The organism is Paenibacillus sp. USHLN196 (assembly GCF_037144955.1).
GTDB classification, from domain to species: domain Bacteria; phylum Bacillota; class Bacilli; order Paenibacillales; family Paenibacillaceae; genus Paenibacillus; species Paenibacillus xylanexedens_C.
In genome coordinates this window covers 581,787-597,252 of record NZ_JBBCYH010000004.1, presented here as the reverse complement: position 1 = coordinate 597,252, position 15,466 = coordinate 581,787, and the positions used below count along the sequence as shown (strand labels likewise).

The following is a 15,466-nucleotide window of genomic DNA, read 5'->3' as shown; positions in this document are numbered from 1 at the left end:
CGGAACTATTCAATTTAACGACATTTCATACGACATATTAATTATAGATGTGTTTTAATAATTAGACACCTATGGTTCATACGGTACATAAGTCTCTACGAAAGCGACTGATAAACCAAGACCATTGTCGCATAAATTTCCTTTGGAGGGGATCACGGAATGATCTAGTTCACTGTACTAAAGCAACCTTAAAGTTTCTTAATTTAAAGAAGATCAGGAGTGGAATTTAGTGAAATCATTAAGTTGGAAAAGTATGTCATTTTTCTCCAAAAATCTGTTACTCTCATTTACCAATATCATTATCATCGGGGTAGCATTGATTGCAAGCAGTTACTATTTTCAGAAAACAGTTCTTGTTGATCAGCTGCATGGACAGGTGGAGCAAATTACTAAGAAGTGGGCTGAAGATATCAACCCCACCGAAGTACAAGCTGCTATTGCGGAAGGCAGCTATGATGGAGCAACACAAACAAAATTACGAGCATATTTCGATGAAATGCAGGAATATTATCCCAACATTGCACAAGCCTACATCTTCGGTGTTGAGCTCGGTGGCGACAACAAGAGATTAACATCACTTGTTGCGATGCCGACCAACCTAAGAGAGGCTTTTCAAAGTGAGAACGTAAATATTGGTGACATGTATGAGCAGCCCGTCGTTGTAGCCAATGCGCTGAAAGAAATGCTCAATACGGATCGCCCAACGTTCACAACGTTCTATTCCGATGATTTTGGAACCTGGACAACCATTGCTTATCCAATTAAAGATAGCAACGGCAAGATTTTCTCTTATTTCGCCGTTGATGCAGATGCATCAGCCGTACCCGCAGGACTGAACTCTTTGCTCAAGAACGGAATTATTATCCTTGTTGCTTTCTTACTGTTATTCCTGATTATCCAATACCTTGTGGTTAAAAACACACTTTCCCCTATCCGTCACTTGATCAAAGGAATTGATGACGTAAGTCGGGGTAATTTGAATGTCAACATTCCGACAGGTAAGGACGATCTGGGACTGGTTAACGAGAAGTTCAACACCATGGTTCGCAAAATCAACGATACGATCGTTAAAGTGCAAATCACATCACAAGAAGTGAATCAGTCTGCCAAAGAACTATATGAAGTTTCCGAAAGAAACAGCGAGAATGCAGATTCCATTAATAACAATGTTACACAAATCACTTCCAACATTCGTTCCCAGGAACAGGCAACCCGGGATAGTGCACGTGCCATGTCCGAGATGGCTACCGTGATTCAGACGATTGCCAGCAGCTCCGCAAGTGTAGCGGATGAAGCGTATGAAATGGAACGTCGCTCACAACAAGGAAACAGCGTTGTCCGTCAAGTATCCGAACAGATGAATCTGATTACCGAGTCGGTTAAGAATACCGCTTCTGCCATTGAGGTTCTGGAGAGTCGTTCACAGGAAATCGGCGATATTCTCAATATCATCTCGGGAATCTCCAGCCAGACGAACTTGCTTGCTCTCAATGCATCCATTGAAGCAGCACGTGTCGGTGAAGAAGGACGAGGATTTGCAGTTGTCGCAGGTGAAGTACGCAAACTTGCCGAGCAGTCTGAACAAGCGACCAGTCAGGTTGGCGTATTGATCCAGGAGATTCAAGCTGGAATTAAACAAGCAGTTCGTGCCATGGAGCAAGGTACATCCGAAGTAGATACAGGGCTCAGCGTAGCCGATCAAACGGGACAATTGTTCGAAGATATTCTGGAAGCAGCGAAAAAAGTGTCTAACCAGATTCAGGAAGTTTCAAGCGCTACGGAAGAAATCTCTGCAGGTACTGAAGAAATGACCGCTACAGCAGATGACTTGTCTTCAAGCGTAAGCAAGACAGCAGACAGCAGTGAACAAATCTCCTCATCAGTTGATGAGCAAAAAGCATCGTTGATTACATTGGTAGACTCTTCCACACGCCTTACCAGCATGTCAGAGGAACTGCAAGAACTGATCTCTCATTTCAATGTAAGCAAACAATAATTCAAATCCACCAAAATTCGGTTTGAACCAAGGAGGAATAACTGAAGTGATTGAACACCAATCATCATCTTCCCATTCCATGGAATCTGGCCTGCCGGTTCTTCAGATTCCACTGGATTTTGGGCGACGTCAACAATCATTCTCTTATCAATCTGCTCAATTAACATTACATGCTTCTCTGAGTCGTGAACTTAAACAGAAGTTTGGAGAACAGATGGTGTACCCGGTACTCCTCTCAGCTTATGCAGCCTTGTTATTCCGATTGTCAGCTGAACAGGAACTTGCCATAGGTGTACTTGCTCCCGATCAGGCAGCTTCCTATCTTTCACTACAGATTCAGGGCAAATTAACTTTTAACGAACTATGTCATCAGATTTCAGAGCAGCTCAAGATTGAATATACGCTTCAGTCGGGTGGATATCCTGAATCGTTTTTTATGCTGAACAGCGTACAGTTGCCCCAAGCTCCTCAAGTATTGAATTGGAACGTTCGAGATGATCAGAGCATGCTCATTCTCGATCTGTTCTATGACAGTTCATTGTTGAAAGAGTCTACTGTACTGAGATATGCAGAATACTATCAGACTCTTCTACTTGCCCTGGTGCGTGACAGTGACAAAGCAATCGGTGCAGTGGATATCCTTTCTGCCTCAGATCGATTGCTGTACCGTGAAATGAATGATACTGCCGTTCTCGAACCAGCGAATCAGACCATTCACGGCTGGTTTGAAGCAACTGCAGCAGCATATCCGGATTCACCGGCGATTACATCGCCATCCGCACGATATACGTACAGGGAATTAAACGAACGAGCCAATCAGGTTGCACGTGTTCTAATATCCAATGGATTGCAAAAAGGGGAATTCGTCAGTATCTTTATGAATCGAAGTCTGGAGACCATTATCTCCCTGCTCGGTATTCTCAAAGCAGGCGGTGCATATGTTCCGATCGACCCTGAGCATCCCCAAGAACGTAACAGCTATATTGTGGAAGATACGGCGTCACCATTCGTTCTAACAACAGAAGCTTCTTATGCCCAAGCATCCAGCTTATTCTCCAGTATAGCTACCGTCCGCCAGATTCTGGCTGTGGATGGTCGTCTAGCCGGCTTTGCAGCAAGCAACCCTAACTTGGATATTCACCCAGACGATCTTGCGTATATCATCTATACGTCAGGATCTACCGGTAAGCCCAAAGGTGCTCTGATTGCCCATCGGGGTGTCACTAATCTTGGTAGTGTGGTGCAGCGTGATTGTGACATTCAACCAGGTGATGTATTAACCCAGTTTGCTACATACAGCTTCGATGCATCCGTGTGGGATACCATTGGCGCCTTGTTCTATGGAGCAGAATTATATCTGTTGTCTGCGGAAGAACGTGTATCCGTTGAAGAATTCGCAAGTGCAATTGAACGTACAGGAACAACCATTATTACGATCCTGCCTACGATCTTCTTCAATCAGCTTGCAACCTATTTATCAGAAGAAGGTTTCCACAAGCTGGCCAAAGTCAGAATCATTACCGTAGCCGGAGAAGCGCTCTATGGCGAACAGGTTCGTGCCTTCCAGCGCAAATTTGGCAATCAGATTGACATTGTGAATGTGTACGGACCTACCGAATGTACAGTAGCCACAGCCACTCACCGCATCAGTGAGCAGGTTCCCGAACATGTGGTGAACATCCCTATCGGTAAACCGATTCATAACTACAAAGTATACATTGTGAATGAAGAACAACAGCTCTGCCCGGTAGGCGTGCCTGGTGAGGTATATATCGCTACTCCTGCACTGGCCAAAGGTTATCTGAATCAGCCAGAACGTACAGAGCAAGCATTCATTGAAAATCCGTTTGCGATAGGTGAGAAAATCTACAAGTCTGGCGATATTGCCAAATTGCTGGATACCGGGTTGCTGGAGTATGTCGGTCGCAGTGACTCGCAGCTAAAAATTCGTGGTCACCGGATTGAGATCGGGGAGATTGAAGATCACTTTGCCCGACTTGATCAGATCCAGAACGTTGCTGTCATTCCGAAGAAAGAATCGGACGGACAGAATATGCTGGTTGGGTATTTTACATCGAAAGATGGCCGTACCCTTTCTGTTTCGGACATCAAAGCAGATCTGGCGGAGAAACTCCCTTCTTATTTTGTGCCGAAGTGGATCTGTCAGCTGGATGAAATGCCGATCGCACCGACTGGGAAAATCAATCGCAAAGCGATGGTATCCCTACCTCATGTGGAACGACATGAAGATCGCCCTGACCTGGTCATGCCCGAGACGGAGACGGAATCCATTATCCTGGATGCGTGGAAAGAAATTCTTCAGCACGATGACTTTGGTGTCGAAGACAGCTTCTTCAACATCGGTGGTGATTCTCTCCGGGTTATTCATGTACTGGTCATTCTGAAGCCGCATTATCCTCAGCTGAAAATTGCCGACTTCTTTGCCGAGAAAACCATCCGCGCACTTGCGCGTCGTGTGGAAGTACTGTCTCACAGTGCAGCAGAAGTTACGGATTCAGTGGTGACCGATGGAATGATCACACAATTATCCGAACATCCTGTAGAACTGGCATCCCAGTTGGGATATCCGGTCATTCTTGAACCTGAGGATGTGTTACTTACCGGAGCGACTGGATATCTGGGTTCCCATGTACTGCAACAGTTAATTCTGAATTCAAGTACACGAATCTACGCGCTTGTTCGTCGCCCGACCAATGGAATAACTGCGATGGAACGTTTGACTAAAGTGCTGGAAGGATATTTCGGTAAACAACTGACTGATCAACTTTCAGCCCGCGTGGAGATCATTGAAGGGGATCTTGAACAGCCTAATCTCGGTCTTTCCGCTGAACAAACTGCCTATGTTAAGGAACGAATTGACCGTGTCATCCACTGTGCTGCAGATGTACGTCATTTCGGGGATGCCGAGCAGTTCGCCAAAACGAACGTGGAAGGCACAGTAGCATTGCTGGATCTGATTCGCAGCAAACCTGGGGCTTCCTTCCATCATGTATCCACGATGGGTATTCCGGAAGATCTAGCGCTCAGCGGGCAGTGGGAATCCTCATTGCAATATGATCGTTTCCCGGCCGACTTGCACGTGGACAACCTGTATTCGGACAGCAAGCTTGAAGCCGAGAAAGTGCTCATGATTGCCGCCGAGCAGGGTGTACCTGTCAGTATCTATCGTGCAGGTAATCTCACTTGCCACTCTGAAACTGGACGCTTCCAGTCCAATATTGATAGTAACGCCTTCTATCGTATGATCAAAGCAATGTTATTACTCGGCAAAGCTCCTGCCGCAGACTGGATGGTTGATTTCACACCGATCAACTATGCGAGTGAAGCCATTGTTCATCTGGCCTTACGTCAGGATACAGCCGGTCGTGTATTCCACATCTGTAATCCGGAACCAATCCGTTATGATGAACTGATCCGTTCAGTGAATCGGGCTGGCTATGAAGTCGAAACGCTACCTTTCGCGGATTACACACGTTGGTTGTTCGATGCCAGCATCAGCAAGGAACCTGAAGCTCTACAATTGGCCATTGCTCAGCTAGAAGGCGACGGTGCGAAGGATTCAGCTTATGTATACGCCTGCCCTATCACAACTGCTTATGTGGAACCTGCCGGAATCTCATGTGCGAAAACAGATGATCGCTTCATCTCTGCCATGTTAGACTACGCCGTTCAGATTGGATATTTCCCGGCTGCAATTCGGCGCCACAACGGTACTTCTACAGCAATGGAGTAAATGAGTACGTTCAATCTATCATCCGCATTTAATAATATTGGAATACAAAGAAGCCACCTTCATCGTCATTCACTGACGAGAAAGTGGCTTCTTTGCTTCACTTCGAATTGCTGGATCATTCTTTTATACCCATCGGATAATTGCAATAATAGCGAGATGAGCTGGATAGAAATAGCGCCAAACCCAACGTGGCCCCTTCATGCGGAAACCTGCTTGATAATATTGAGCAATGGCAATACCTACAGTTGCCATTACACTATACATTTGCACAGAGCTGTTATGCAGCAGAAGATATAGTGCATTTAACACGACATGTGCCACTACAAGTACAGGACCCTGGAAATAACGGAATAACAGGACCAATAATAACCCATACATCCCATAATCCATCTGGCTAATTTCCATAAACCAGCCTGCCCCAATTACGATCGGAATGGCCAGTAAGCGGGACGGCAGTTTATCGATAACTAACAGTACCAAAAGAGCTGACCACAACGTCCATACCACATTCAATGAGTAATGATTAAACGCAGCCATGAACGGCACCTGTGATATCATTGCAATCCAGAACAGCCGCCATATGTATTTTTGTACGTCTCGTGTATGTTTATAGCCGATATACACTGCAAAGGCATAGATTGGAAAAGCGATACGACCTATGATCCTCAGTTCTATCATATGTGGAAAAAAGACAGCTCCTATATGATCAATTAACATCGTGATCATGGCAATCCACTGCATCATATTGCGACTTCCCTCCCTCTTTCCCGACTTGACGGGTCTGCCATTCATTTATATAGTGCGTCTTTTTGAGCAACCTCTTATACATTAAGTTCATAATACATGAATTTGGTATCCTGTGCATATCCTTCGGATTCATATAGAACTTGCGCTTGCTTGTTACTTAACTCAGTCGAGAGTGATATACGAAGAACTCCACGCTCAGTTGCCAATCGCTTGGCTGCTTGCAGCAGCTTCCTTGCAATGCCTTGCTGACGATAATCCGGATGCACATATAGATCATTAAGCACCCAGATCGGCCCCATTGATACCGAGCTGAAGCTGGGATAAAGTTGAACGAATCCGTTACAAATTAAGCCATTCGAGAGTGGCAAGCCGTTGCTTCCATTTGCCCCACAATCACTATTCACATCTGTTTCTGCTACCAAAACCACCGATTCATCACGTTCCATTCGTTCTCTAATATATTGACGTGCTCCCTCAAGGTCAGCATTTTGGTTGTAAAACATTCTGTACTCATTAAATAGCCGTCCCACTTCATCAAGATCCGCAAGACCAGCCTGTCTGATTCGGTGCTGCAATCCATTCAACTCCTTAGGAAATGAAATAACCGCTCCATATGTATCCTTCTATTTTATAACAATCCCCTTGCTTTCCCCATTCATCATCTGTATCAAAGTTTGTAGTATCTTGGACATTGAATTGGCTATTTGTTCATACGCGCTTCCAGTGTACACCTTGCTTATCGAGTCCATGCCCATTCTGTACGTTCTGTTAGATTGGCTTCGCAATGGCAAAAATAAAAAGGCGACCAAAGCATCCGCTGCTCCGTCGCCTTGACTATTCAATTCGAACCAGTATTATGTTGCTGCTGACAAGAATCAGAATCAGGAAAAATGACGCCTTTCTTCAAAATCAGATTGGCATATTGCGCACGCTCACCCGTTGCAACAATGACATAGGCACGCGAAGCACGTTCATAAAATTCAAATCGCTCTTCATGATCCAATGCATCCGTAATGCCTTCGTATTCTTCAATTAATCGGCGGTACTCTTCCCATACAATTGGGATCACCGGATCCCCTTTTACAACCTGCATGACAGCAGCTGGACGTTCGGCATAGGTATCCAGTGGAAATAATTGCAGGATGGCTTCCAGCAGTTCGACGACTCCCAGTGCATCACAACGTACCAGGCGCTTGGCATGACTGGCTGCCGGGAAATTGCCATCTGCCAGAACCAGTTCATCTCCATGCCCCATTTCAGACATGATTTTGAGTAACTCCGGAGGGATTATCGCGGGAATGTTCTTCAGCATATACAGCTCTCCTTGGTCATCTCCAACATCGGTTAGAGTGAATTGATATTCACCAATCTTGAAATACCCTGGACATTCATTTACATTGAAGCGGTTTCATTCCTATTCTATCAGGATTATTTGATGTTTGCATAGCCTGGGCTTTGGCTTGTGTGTGAATATTTCATTTTGACAAAATTACTTGTTTGCCATATAGTTGTTATAACAACTAATTAATTTGGAACTTTTAATGATGGAAAGCGAGGCTGCACAATTACATGGACTATTCACTGGAACAATCAGTCGGATTCATGCTGGGTTTCACGCATCGCAGAGCAGTAGCCTTACTCGCAACGCGGTTCAAACCTTATGATATTACAACAGAGCAATTCTCTGTCTTATTTAATGTTGACCGAGGTGAAGGTGTCAATCAGAAAGAATTGGCCGCGCGTGTCTTCAAAGACCAACCCACCACTGCCCGGATTATTGATCTGGTGGAGAAAAAAGGCTGGGTAGAACGCCGGACTAGCGAACAAGATCGGAGAGCCTACCTGTTATATCTCACCAAGGAAGGCAAAGCATTAATCGATATTCTTGTTCCAATTGAAAGAGAAATGAATAAAGAACTTGCTGAAGGTATACCCGAAGACCAGATGGAAGCATTTAAACATACTCTTTCCCTCATAAATCGCAATCTGTAATGAATTACAACTCAGGGGGAATACGTCATCATGAAAGAACAATCTACACAAGTTAGGCTATGGACTACCGATTTTATTTTGCTAATGCTATGCAACTTTTTGTTATTCTTGCAATTGCACATGATCGTCTCTCCGCTTCCGTCCTATGTCCAAGAACGATTTCACGCCAATGCGTTTGAAGTGAGCTTATTTACCTGTCTGTTTGCGCTCAGCGCCATTGCCGCCCGACTCTATTCTGCGAAAGCACTGGAGAAGGGTCTTCGTAATGCCATGATCTACATTGGACTGTCGATAGCCCTGCTCGCAACGCTCGGTTATTATTTTGCTGCAGGTATAGCTGTGCTGTTATTGCTGAGAATGTTGTTTGGTATCGGGTTTGGTATGAGCAGCACCGCTTTTCCAACAATGGCATCGGACATTGTACCCGTCAAACGAATGGGTGAAGGAATGGGTTACTTTGGGCTATCTACGAGCTTGGCTATGTCCATGGGACCCATCATCGGTGTTACACTACTCCAGGGTGCAGGATTCGTAACCCTGATGTTATGTACTGCTGGTGTTATCGCAGTCATCTACCCACTGAGTTATACACTCACACGCAAAAAAGCAGTAAGAACCGAAAACAGTGCGAGCCCCAACGCCCAGGCAATAGCAACCGCTACGGTGTCGAACACGAAACAGAAAACGCCTTTCAACCGCAAGCTGATCCTGCCTAGTGTGCTGAATTGCCTGTTATCCATCACATATGGCGGGCTTGTCGGTTTCATTGTCTTGTACGGTAAGGAAGCTAATCTGGCTAATCCAGCACTGTTCTTCTTATTCAATGCACTTGCTGTGTTGCTGGTCAGACCATTTGCGGGGCGGATCTATGACAGCAAAGGTCCAAAAGCACTGCTCATCCCAGGGGCCATATTCATTGCTGGAGGACTCATTCTCCTCTCCTACGCAACTTCAATGTCCGTGCTGTTCGTTGCTGCCTTTATCTACGGGATTGGCTATGGTTCCATGCAGTCATCTCTGCAGACCTGGATGATTCAAGTTGTATCTCCTGCTCAGCGGGGTATGGCTAACGGCATGTTTCTAAACTCGCTCGATCTGGGTATTGCAACTGGCGCACTTCTGCTCGGTGCCATTGCGTCCATGACCAGTTATACCGATATGTATCGTTATTCTGTGATGTTCATGATTCTGTTCTTGCTTATCTATCTGATTCAGGGAAAACGAAGTGGAAGCTTCTCCATAGAAGCTCATCCTCTGCTTGTTCATACGCATATACCTGCAACAAATACAGATCAGCCCAAGGATTCGGAACATAATACGCAAGATACCAGAAATAAAGAATAAACACGTCAATGGAGTGGACACGATTACGAGGTTCATTCCTAATTTCAAGAAAACGCGTTTACACCGAGAGGAAGCATGCTTTCTCAGGCGTAAACGCGTTTTTTATGTGTTCATGGTATTCAATTAAAATAAGATTGAATTGTCGGCTAATACCATCCATCTAGAGTGGACTTTTCTTGCGCCGTACAGGAGCATAGCCTCGACTCGTCTCAATCCGATCGATATGCCGTTCATCCTGTTTCTGTCCGCTTCCTGAAGTAGGTTGGTTTCCCTTATCGGGTTTGACCGCAAATAAGGTGAGCAATGCCCCCACAGCTCCAGATGCGGCGAGCACACCAAAAAGCCAAAAATGTTGAGTGCCAATCAACAGGGACACAACGGGAGGACCAAGCGATACACCGATGAATCGCATGCTGCTGAACAAACCTGTAATTGTACCACGCTGTATCTTATCCACACCTTCAGTAATAAGAGCATCCAGACATGGTAAGGTTGCTCCTACTCCGGCACTTCCTAATGTGAACAGTCCCAACACAACGTAGATATTATCGAAAATCCCAATAACACCCAGCGAAACGGTTACAAGAACAAGTCCTGCGAATCCGAGCCATTTCATGCGAGGCTTACTCTTTCCAATCCACTTTCCTGCGAAAAAGGAAAAAAGACATAGGGCTGCCAACGGAATCGCAAGTACGAGACCTTTTACGACCCCTTTCATGGCGAACTCGCTCTCCAACGTCTCGGATAGATAATAAAGCACACCAAAAAGAATAAACATGCAAATTCCACCGATTGCAAACAAGGCGTACAACCATCGTCCTTTTTCTTTTAATACGTCCCGAATGGAAGCCACAAATTCCGTAAAGGTGGGTGGCTTTTCTTTTTTCTTGGGGGACTTCACCAGGAAAATAACCAGAATCACCGAGATTAAACACAATACAGGAATAGCCATGAATGGTAAAAACCATAGCCAAACAGCAAGTGCTGCACCCAGAATCGGGCTTAACACTTTACCAAACGTATTCGAGGTTTCAATGATTCCCAGGCTTTTACTAACCTGATCTTCATCATTGAACATGTCCCCAACCAATGGAATGACAATAGGGAATGCGCCGGCTGCTCCAACCCCCTGCAATAACCTGCCACCCAAAATGGTCCAGTAAGCTACATTTCCATCCAGAATCCATGCACCCACACCAGCTACAGCACCCCCGACGGCTGCAATAATGAGGCTGGGTATAATGACTGCTTTTCTGCCAAAACGATCAGACAAATACCCTGCGATTGGAATAAGCAGGATGGCAACTACAGCGTAGACTGTAATAAGCATACTGACCTTGAATGCAGATACCTTCAATTCACGTTCAATCTGTGGCAAGATCGGTATAAGCATGGAGTTACCCAAGGTCATAATTAAAGGGATGGAAGCAAGTGCGACGAGGTCCCACTTTTTATCATTCATACCACAACCACCTTTACAGGTTCTACACACAACAGCATTATTGTGGTTGTTTTCGAGCGTGATTATTCAGGCGCATGGAATGTATCACTAGTCAGCACGAAGAAGCTGTCGTCACGTATTCGTGCAAGACAGCTTCTTCGATTCATTGGGCACAACTACATCAACATAAAATGTCGTAACGCTGCTCCACCTTTGAAAATAATATATAGCTGATTCACCTTATTTGGCGCCTCAAGAGGACACTGGACAGTAGTCCACCGAATATCCTTCCCATTCACACTGCCTCCAGGTCCGGATACTTCACACACACCGAGTAGATCGCCCTCCGGTCCTCCGGAACGAATCTCCAGTCTGCCCTCTTCTCCAAAGGCCGTCACTCTGGCTTGGAATCCTTGCAATTCCTCAACAGCATTATGGGTGAAAGAGATCCAGGACGATTGATTCTCTTGATATAAGGGTTCATCCCGAGTAATTGCCCGTACTGCCGAACGTCCTTCCAGACATTCATCCAACAGAACACCTGCACTGGCATCGTAATTCTCGGCAAAGGTAAGCAAGTGCAGCGGACGATCCGGAATCGTCTCTCCTTCAATCTCAATGTCGGCCGACTGGTGGATATCTGCGGAAGAACGCCCTGCCAGAATGGCCCAAGTGGCTGTCTCCAGGCAATATCGATCCCGCGTAACATCCCACAGTGACAGCTTCTGAACAGGAACTTCGAAACGGATCGTAACACTCGTCCCTGCTTTCACATGAATACGCCGGAAAGCAAGCAGTTGCTTCTGAGCGCGTTTCACTCGTGAGGTATGTGCTGCTCCATAGATCTGAACTACTTCATCACTATCGTGTTCACCTTTATTGCTTACCTTCACTTCTATCTTCAAATGATCTCGATCGGCCTCTGTAGCACGACTTACATGAATCGCTTCGTACTCGAACTCCGAATAGGTTAGACCATGACCAAATGCATATTGAACCGGCCCTTCATGATACATATAGGTCATGCCACGCTGGATGATGTCATAGTCCATCATGTCAGGAAGCTGGGATTCATCTTCATACCACGTCATATTCAACCTGCCTGCCGGGGCATAATAACCTAACAGCACATCCGCCAGTGCATTCCCCAATTCCTGACCTGCATGTGTCATATAAACGATGGCCGAGGCAATCTCTTTCAACTCCTGCAAGGCAAATGGATAACTGCCCATAATGACAACCACCGTATTAGGATTGACCTTGCACACCGCCTTGACAAGCTCAACCTGATTCGGCGGAAGCAGAAGACTTGGGCGATCAATTTCTTCTTTGCCGTTGATATGTGGGCTATTGCCGACTACAACGACAGATGCCTGACTGCTGCGTGCAGCTTCTACAGCTTGTTCTATTCCACGCGTCACCATATCAATATCGAAGGCTACAGATTTTGGTGTGTTGCTTGGTGATGGACTTCGACGTCCAGAGTCACCCATATCACTCGGAGTTGTACCCTTAGCTTGTTCTCCTTGTGGCGAGAGTGGTGATAAAGCATAATGCCCCTCATATTTGCTCAGTCCAACGGGAATACCGTTCCACGTCCGCAAGGTGGTACTCCCATCCGTTTGCGGATCCATTCGAACAACTTCCTTCACGAACCAGCCACCAATCTCCGGGGCATTCGCCTGATAGATCCCATGCTCGGTTAAACTTACGTATCGATTGTTCATACTTCTCAGCGTGTGACTTTCCCAGCCCCAATCCTGATGTACGAACTCAGCTGAAGGTGAACTGCCCTCCGGTACAGCGAGTAGTGCACCTTCCTTACCCAGGGTTATAACCTGCCCGTCTGCTGTATTCAGCCGTATATGGTCGTTCCCATCGGCATATGTTATATCAGCTTGGGGTAGCCGATTACGCAGTCCATCGAGGACAGATACGCGATAAGGCAGTGTGCCACTATACCAATCGGTATAGACAACGTCCGCAAGCGGTCCAATGATACTTATCTTCTGCAACGCTTCTGGTTGTAAGGGGAGCAAGCCATCATTTTTAAGCAAAACAATCGATTCGGCAGCAGCACGATAACTAAGTTTCGCATGCTCTGGTGCACATAATACAGATTCAGGTATCGACGCATATGGATTGAGCCCAGACTGATCCAATTGTCCAAGTCGCATCCGAACACCGAAGATGTTGCGAATCGCTCGGTCCAAATCGGCTACCTTTAACAGACCCTGATCAAGAGCCTCCTCCAGAGCAGATACGACAAGATCCACTTCATCCGTAAGACAATCCACCCCTGCCTTTAACGCACCTGCTGCTGATTCGGCATGACTGGTGTGATAACCATGATAGTTCACCGTCTGTGACAGGTCTCCACCATCACATACAATAAACCCAGGCATCGACCATTCACCCTTAACCACATCATTCACATATGGACTTTCGATGGCAGGTGTACCATTAATGGAATTGTATGCTGTCATCATGGATAAGGCTCCGCCTTCCACAAATGGCGTTTCAAATGCTTTTAAATAGTATTCACGCAGATTGCGAGGGTCGATGCTGGATGAACAATTCAGACGATCTTTCTCATTATTATTGGCAAAAAAGTGCTTCAATGTAGCGACCATTTTCAGATAAAAAGGATCATTTCCCTGCATGCCTTTAACAAGGGCTGCCGACATTTCTCCCGTGAGGACCGGGTCTTCGCCATATCCCTCTTCCGTTCTTCCCCAGCGTGGATCACGTTCCAGGTCAACCGTCGGTGCCCACAATGTCAATCCATGAACCTCAGGATCACGGTGATGGTATGCCCTCGCTTCATCGCCAATAACGGAACCAATCTCCTGCATAAGTCTCGTATTCCAGGTACTCGATAGACCGAGAGGTTGCGGAAATACCGTCGCCTCCCCTTTCCATGCAACCCCGTGGGCGGCTTCACCCCCAACGTTATAGGCTGGAATACCCAGCCTTGGCACAGCTGCTTCACGCGTAGGAATTAGTCGGATTTTCTCCTCCGTTGTCAATCGTGCAATCAGATCATCCAAACGTTCCTCAAGTGAAAGTGACGCGTCCCACATCGGGTATTGATGATATTCCTTCATCCTGCATTCCTCCTACGAGTTAGTTGTATTCCAGTTGCTTCCATTGCTTCAATAAATCCAGAGTACGCTGTTGATACTTCTGTCCATCTTCGGGTTGATTGACCTGATGTTCATGGACATACGCATTAAAATAAGAAGAAAGTATTCGGTAGGCAAGCCTGCGTGCCTGTCCTTCAACGGATGAGTCCAGTGGACGATCATATCCTTCATGGAAAGCTGCCGACTCTGTCGACAATATGGCTTCAAACTCCCTGTCAGCAAACATGGATCGATCCCCGTCAATGATTGCCGCAATGTTTAGCTCACCTTGTTTCTCATGAACAAGTACATTCGCTTCCCAGAGGTCATTATGAACGAGTACCGGACGGGTCACCTGATCAAATAAGTCTTTATTTTTCATGAATATGGCCGCGATCTCTTCCCCTACACCTGGCATATAATTGGCTTGTGCCGCTTTAAGTGCCGTTTCTTCTGCAAAAGAGTACAGCACCTCGGACCAATAATCCGAGCCTTTAATCGTCCCATCCCCCTGCGGCCAGCCAAACGATGTACCTTCGATCTGATGCATGATGGCGGTATAAACGCCAAGCTGTTGGTACAATCGTCCTTTATCTGTTTCCGAAATCGATGAATGATCCAGCTGCTTGCTAGGGATAAATTCCATAAACATGTATGTTCTCGGAATGATAGATCCACTGTCATCACATGCAATAATGTTTGGGGCAGCAATGCCTGCCTTGCGATAATATTCATACACGACCGGTTCAGCCGCCATCATCGTACGCTCAAACGAAAAAAGTGGATCACGGACAGACGTATCCAAATGCTCTGTCCTCTCCGGGGCCAAACGTAAAATTACATCCGTATATGATGCATGCTCCAGTTGAATCCGATAGGTTGTATTAAACAGACCCCCTTGCAGGAGACCAAACCCCTTCACCATGGTATCGCTTCCAAAACTTTTCTCCACCAGATGATGCAGCATCTCTGATGATATCGTGCAGTGTAAACCCGAATTCATTGTACTCATTTCATTTAATCTCCTATCTTCGTAGACAAACAGACGGCACCTTACGGTACCGTCC

General features: G+C 46.0%; 10 protein-coding genes. 4 read left to right on the top strand and 6 right to left on the bottom strand.

Annotated features, from left to right (window positions below; all coding sequences use genetic code 11):
* Positions 1-253 precede the first annotated feature (253 nt).
* A complete protein-coding gene (locus tag WFI24_RS12570; RefSeq protein ID WP_336761271.1) occupies positions 254-1,996 on the top strand; it encodes a methyl-accepting chemotaxis protein in 1,743 nt (580 codons plus the stop codon).
* A 79-nt stretch (positions 1,997-2,075) separates the two neighbouring features.
* Positions 2,076-5,750, top strand: coding sequence for a non-ribosomal peptide synthetase family protein (locus WFI24_RS12565; protein WP_336761269.1), 3,675 nt, complete (start codon positions 2,076-2,078; stop codon positions 5,748-5,750).
* A 123-nt stretch (positions 5,751-5,873) separates the two neighbouring features.
* Here the strand turns inward: WFI24_RS12565 and WFI24_RS12560 are convergent, their stop codons facing one another.
* From WFI24_RS12560 to WFI24_RS12550, 3 genes are all read right to left on the bottom strand, one after another.
* The gene (locus WFI24_RS12560) at positions 5,874-6,494 is read right to left on the bottom strand and encodes a TraX family protein (protein WP_336761145.1); all 621 of its coding nucleotides are present in this window, start codon (positions 6,492-6,494) and stop codon (positions 5,874-5,876) included.
* Between the two features lie 77 nt (positions 6,495-6,571).
* Positions 6,572-7,072, bottom strand: coding sequence for a GNAT family N-acetyltransferase (locus WFI24_RS12555; RefSeq protein WP_336761144.1), 501 nt, complete (start codon positions 7,070-7,072; stop codon positions 6,572-6,574).
* A 263-nt stretch (positions 7,073-7,335) separates the two neighbouring features.
* Entirely contained in the window at positions 7,336-7,809 is a 474-nt protein-coding gene (locus tag WFI24_RS12550; RefSeq protein WP_336761142.1) for an RbsD/FucU family protein, read from the bottom strand.
* 257 nt (positions 7,810-8,066) lie between these two features.
* On the opposite strand from WFI24_RS12550, the gene WFI24_RS12545 reads away from it, so the two are divergent.
* Together WFI24_RS12545 and WFI24_RS12540 are read left to right on the top strand one after the other, a co-directional pair.
* On the top strand, positions 8,067-8,489 hold the full coding sequence (locus WFI24_RS12545; protein ID WP_336761140.1) for a MarR family winged helix-turn-helix transcriptional regulator: 423 nt from the start codon (positions 8,067-8,069) through the stop codon (positions 8,487-8,489).
* A 30-nt stretch (positions 8,490-8,519) separates the two neighbouring features.
* On the top strand, positions 8,520-9,833 hold the full coding sequence (locus WFI24_RS12540) for an MFS transporter (protein ID WP_336761138.1): 1,314 nt from the start codon (positions 8,520-8,522) through the stop codon (positions 9,831-9,833).
* A gap of 160 nt (positions 9,834-9,993) precedes the next feature.
* On the opposite strand, the gene WFI24_RS12535 is transcribed toward WFI24_RS12540, so the two are convergent.
* From WFI24_RS12535 to WFI24_RS12525, 3 genes are all read right to left on the bottom strand, one after another.
* Positions 9,994-11,295 (bottom strand): MFS transporter, encoded by a 1,302-nt coding sequence (locus tag WFI24_RS12535; protein ID WP_336761136.1) that lies wholly within the window; start codon positions 11,293-11,295, stop codon positions 9,994-9,996.
* 155 nt (positions 11,296-11,450) lie between these two features.
* Entirely contained in the window at positions 11,451-14,381 is a 2,931-nt protein-coding gene (locus tag WFI24_RS12530; RefSeq protein ID WP_336761135.1) for a glycoside hydrolase family 3 C-terminal domain-containing protein, read from the bottom strand.
* 19 nt (positions 14,382-14,400) lie between these two features.
* The gene (locus tag WFI24_RS12525) at positions 14,401-15,411 is read right to left on the bottom strand and encodes a phosphotransferase family protein (RefSeq protein WP_336761133.1); all 1,011 of its coding nucleotides are present in this window, start codon (positions 15,409-15,411) and stop codon (positions 14,401-14,403) included.
* Positions 15,412-15,466: the final 55 nt, after the last annotated feature.

Excerpts from the sequence above, each read along its gene's own strand:
- WFI24_RS12560 (WP_336761145.1), bottom strand. The coding sequence starts at position 6,494 with ATGATGCAGTGGATTGCCATGATCACGATGTTAATTGATCATATAGGA.
- WFI24_RS12550 (WP_336761142.1), bottom strand. The coding sequence starts at position 7,809 with ATGCTGAAGAACATTCCCGCGATAATCCCTCCGGAGTTACTCAAAATC.
- WFI24_RS12540 (WP_336761138.1), top strand. The coding sequence starts at position 8,520 with ATGAAAGAACAATCTACACAAGTTAGGCTATGGACTACCGATTTTATT.
- WFI24_RS12570 (WP_336761271.1), top strand. The coding sequence starts at position 254 with ATGTCATTTTTCTCCAAAAATCTGTTACTCTCATTTACCAATATCATT.
- WFI24_RS12565 (WP_336761269.1), top strand. The coding sequence starts at position 2,076 with ATGGAATCTGGCCTGCCGGTTCTTCAGATTCCACTGGATTTTGGGCGA.
- WFI24_RS12530 (WP_336761135.1), bottom strand. The coding sequence starts at position 14,381 with ATGAAGGAATATCATCAATACCCGATGTGGGACGCGTCACTTTCACTT.
- WFI24_RS12545 (WP_336761140.1), top strand. The coding sequence starts at position 8,067 with ATGGACTATTCACTGGAACAATCAGTCGGATTCATGCTGGGTTTCACG.
- WFI24_RS12535 (WP_336761136.1), bottom strand. The coding sequence starts at position 11,295 with ATGAATGATAAAAAGTGGGACCTCGTCGCACTTGCTTCCATCCCTTTA.
- WFI24_RS12525 (WP_336761133.1), bottom strand. The coding sequence starts at position 15,411 with ATGAGTACAATGAATTCGGGTTTACACTGCACGATATCATCAGAGATG.